Here is a 4,024-nt window from a genome sequence, read left to right as displayed (position 1 = left end):
ATAGCCATAGCCATAGCCATAGCCATAGCCATAGCCATAGCCATAGCCATAATAAACATGGCATTAAGCATTATGAAGTAATTTTTATGTACCATGATATATACACATGTATTCGTTTTAGAGCCTCTCGCAGCACCTTACCGTAACTTTAAATGAATCCGGACTTCCTCATGCATTGGTTTACAAGTCGATAACTAACTGATTGTGTAGTGATGAAAAACTGTTGACAAGGATTTTAGTCTATTGTCACTCTTAGATTGCTCTGTCGACCAACTGAGTAAAATCAATCATCACATTGGTATTGTCACCTTAAAGTTAATGACTTTTTAAAAAATAAAAACTATCATATGGGAGATAATAACATCATTGCATTGTTATTTTAAACACTTAAAATCAGCAAAAAAAACACAAACACCACCAAATTAAATAAAGGTTTTAATGATGAAAAATAATAACAACACTATCTTGAAGTTCTTAATAAGAAATTATTCCATTAATAGCTCCCACTCCTTTGACGATTTATTTGACAGCAATGAATCAAAACCTAAAATATTTAAGCAGTGCTATAATAAATTCAAGTGTGACTATCAGTTCTATGTTAACCGATACATTGCACTAAGTTATATTTATTACTCCCTTATTAATATTGGATCATCATTTAGTACAATGACATATCTTCGGGATAGTAAGAGTTTCATTATAAGTAGTAAAAATGAACTTAGTTTTTTTATTTCGATAAATGAGCCATTTGGGCATCAAGTTATAATGCAATACGCAAAACTTTATGAAGCATTGGTGGATATAGAAGCATTAGACGCGGACAATACAAATTTCAATGCTAAAGACAAAAAACACGCCACTAAACTTTTGGACAATAACATTGTAAAAAAAGAATATTTTTACTTGAGTGATTTACGAAGAAGAATAAAATCATCTGGCGTTCTAGAACTTAGAAACAACGTCTTTGCCCACCCATTCAAAGATGGGGAAGCTGGGAGTGTTATTTTCCCAAAAGATGTGACTAATAAAATGCATTCGATTCTTAGAGAGCTTTGTGATGATAAAGACAAAAAGCAATATGATAAATCCAAAAATAGGATTGTGTATTTTTGCAACAACTACTTAATGAGTGCGAATTACAGTTACAAAGGGTCGATTAAAGGTGAGTTTAGAATAGAAACACAAGCTCATCGTCACATCAAAGAGCTATATAAATTTATGTCGGTCATTCGCAACGAAAAACTTCTAGGTGAAGAACCTTTACTGCAGGTTGGCCTGCAAAATGCAAAAGACGAGTTAGAAAACATCCTTTCAGAATAGTGCTGAGCTTTTAACAATTAAAAATTCACTTAAGGAACCCACAAAAACACTAACCAATGGATGATAAATGAACGAACTAACTGACATACTCTCTCAGGCCACGCAAAAAATAGATGGGAATTATTTTTCACTTCCTAGGTATGATGATAATAACTCACTCCGTGAGCGTCATTATTGCTATGAGCTTTATCATCAAATGAGATTACTTTGGCCTTCGAAATGCGAATATTTCTTATCTGGGGAGATAGATAAACGATCTCATAACTTCATTGGCACTCTTATAGGATATAATGTTATCCCGGATTTTTTAATTCACGTCCCTGGGCAAATGAATAACAATACTATTATTGAAGTTAAAACAAGCGAATTGAGCTCAAAAGGAATTGAAAAGGACTTAAAAAACCTTTCAGTCTTCATAGAAAAAATTGAATACAAAAGAGCTATATTCCTTATTTTTGGAAATGACATTAGTAATGAAACTTTGACTATAATAACTGAGAAATATAAATTCTTAAAAGAATCCGGATGTAACCTCCAAAAAATCGAGATTTGGTTTCACAATACATGCGGACATAAGGCAACTTGCGTATCTATTCTAGAATAGAGTGCGGATGGTCATGGGGTGTCCGGGGTCGGAGGTTCAAATCCTCTCGTGCCGACCAAATACCTTAGAAAAACTGTAAGTATCCCAGCTTTAGTTCCATGCACTTTTCAGGGAGAAGGTCAAAAAAAAGCAAAAAATGACAGACAAATATAACGATGACCGGGGGAAAGACTGGATAGAGATAGCCATCTAAACAGCTCATTTATTAACCAGTTTTGGGGAGGAGTTTTGGGGAAGTTTTGGGGAAAGCTTTTCGACAAAACAAAAACAGGGGCCAAAAGGCCCCCGTTTTCACAATCATCAACGGCACATATTACATGTGGCTGATCATTGCATCGCCAAACTCTGAAGATTTCAGCAGTTTAGCGCCGTCCATCAGACGCTCGAAGTCATAGGTCACGGTTTTGGCGTTAATTGCGCCTTCCATGCCTTTAACGATCAGGTCTGCGGCTTCGAACCATTCCATATGGCGCAACATCATTTCTGCGGACAGGATTACGGAACCTGGGTTCACTTTATCCTGGCCAGCGTACTTAGGTGCAGTACCGTGGGTGGCTTCGAACAGTGCGCATTCGTCACCGATGTTTGCGCCCGGAGCAATACCGATACCGCCAACCTGTGCCGCCAGGGCATCAGAGATGTAGTCACCGTTCAGGTTCATACAGGCAATAACATCATACTCGGCTGGACGCAGCAGGATCTGCTGCAGGAACGCATCGGCGATCACGTCTTTGATAACGATCTCTTTGCCGGTGTTCGGGTTCTTGATTTTCACCCACGGGCCGCCGTCGATCAGCTCGCCGCCGAACTCTTCGCGTGCCAGAGCATAGCCCCAGTCCTTGAAAGCGCCTTCGGTGAACTTCATGATGTTGCCTTTGTGAACCAGGGTTACGGAATCACGGTCGTTAGTGATTGCGTATTCGATGGCAGCACGAACCAGACGCTTAGTACCGGCTTCAGAGCACGGCTTAACGCCGATACCGCACTGCTCAGGGAAGCGAATTTTCTTCACGCCCATTTCATCACGCAGGAACTTGATCACTTTATCCGCTTCCGGCGTGCCCGCTTTCCATTCGATACCGGCATAGATATCTTCGGAGTTTTCGCGGAAGATCACCATATCAGTGTCTTCAGGGCGTTTAACCGGGCTTGGCGTACCGGTGTAGTAACGAACCGGGCGCAGGCAGATGTAGAGGTCAAGCTGCTGACGCAGCGCAACGTTCAGGGAACGAATACCACCACCGACTGGGGTAGTCAGTGGGCCTTTGATAGCCACGCGGTATTCTTTAATCAGATCGAGGGTTTCCTGCGGCAGCCAAACGTCCTGGCCGTAGAGCTCTACCGATTTCTCACCGGTGTAAATTTCCATCCAGGAAATTTTACGCTCACCGTTATAAGCCTTCTGCACAGCGGCGTCGACAACTTTGATCATCACTGGAGAAACGTCCACACCAATGCCATCACCTTCGATGAATGGGATGATTGGATTGTTTGGTACGTTCAGTTTTCCCTTTTCCAGGGTGATTTTCTGACCTTCCGCCGGAACAACTACTTTGCTTTCCATTAACCTCTCCTTCGAGCGCTTTTTTTGTTAATGACTTGTAAGATGCGCGTCAATACTACTTGAATATTGACTCCGCGCCAATCATCTCAGGATTGCGGTATAATGCGCTTATTGTTTCTAAGTGCAAAGACCATGCGAAAATCTTCTGTTAGCCCTCACCGCGTTAAGCGGAACAGCCCGCGCCAGGCCGCTAAACCCGTCGATAAAGGGCCGCGCTCGGTGATTTTATTTAACAAACCGTTCGATGTTCTGCCCCAGTTCAGCGACGAGTCCGGGCGGCGCACGTTGAAAGATTATGTGCCGCAAACGGGTGTTTATGCGGCTGGTCGGCTGGATCGCGACAGCGAAGGACTGATGGTCCTGACCAACGACGGTGCGCTACAGGCCAAACTGACCCAGCCGGGAAAACGTACCGGAAAGGTCTATTTTGTTCAGGTTGAGGGTGAACCCGCTGAAAGTGACCTGCTGCCGTTTCGCCACGGCTTAACGCTGAAGGATGGCCCCACCCCCCGCCCCCCCGGGGGGAGAGGGGGGGG

The 4,024-nt window shown here is 42.8% G+C and carries 4 protein-coding genes; 3 read left to right on the top strand and 1 reads right to left on the bottom strand.

All coding sequences use genetic code 11. From position 1 onward, the window contains the following. Nucleotides 1-765: 765 nt before the first annotated feature. Both IBT47_RS26750 and IBT47_RS26745 read left to right on the top strand, forming a co-directional pair. Nucleotides 766-1,320 (top strand): hypothetical protein, encoded by a 555-nt coding sequence (locus tag IBT47_RS26750; protein ID WP_200564275.1) that lies wholly within the window; start codon nucleotides 766-768, stop codon nucleotides 1,318-1,320. A 67-nt stretch (nucleotides 1,321-1,387) separates the two neighbouring features. After that, nucleotides 1,388-1,924: a hypothetical protein gene (locus IBT47_RS26745; RefSeq protein ID WP_200564273.1), complete on the top strand. Its 537-nt coding sequence runs from the start codon at nucleotides 1,388-1,390 to the stop codon at nucleotides 1,922-1,924. Nucleotides 1,925-2,237: 313 nt separating this feature from the next. Here IBT47_RS26745 and icd read toward each other — a convergent pair whose 3' ends face one another. Further along, entirely contained in the window at nucleotides 2,238-3,488 is a 1,251-nt protein-coding gene (gene icd, locus IBT47_RS26740; RefSeq protein ID WP_105592770.1) for an NADP-dependent isocitrate dehydrogenase, read from the bottom strand. Between the two features lie 102 nt (nucleotides 3,489-3,590). Here icd and IBT47_RS26735 point away from each other — a divergent pair. After that, nucleotides 3,591-4,024: pseudouridine synthase (locus IBT47_RS26735; RefSeq protein ID WP_234472140.1), on the top strand; the 434-nt coding region annotated here is incomplete at its 3' end.

Source organism: Erwinia sp. S43, assembly GCF_016624745.1.
GTDB classification, from domain to species: domain Bacteria; phylum Pseudomonadota; class Gammaproteobacteria; order Enterobacterales; family Enterobacteriaceae; genus Erwinia; species Erwinia coffeiphila.
Note: the sequence above shows the minus strand (reverse complement) of the source record. Positions and strands in the feature narration are given on the sequence as shown.

Bases quoted from the DNA above. Each gene is read 5' to 3' on its own strand.
- icd (WP_105592770.1), bottom strand. From the start codon at position 3,488: ATGGAAAGCAAAGTAGTTGTTCCGGCGGAAGGTCAGAAAATCACCCTG.
- IBT47_RS26745 (WP_200564273.1), top strand. From the start codon at position 1,388: ATGAACGAACTAACTGACATACTCTCTCAGGCCACGCAAAAAATAGAT.
- IBT47_RS26750 (WP_200564275.1), top strand. From the start codon at position 766: ATGCAATACGCAAAACTTTATGAAGCATTGGTGGATATAGAAGCATTA.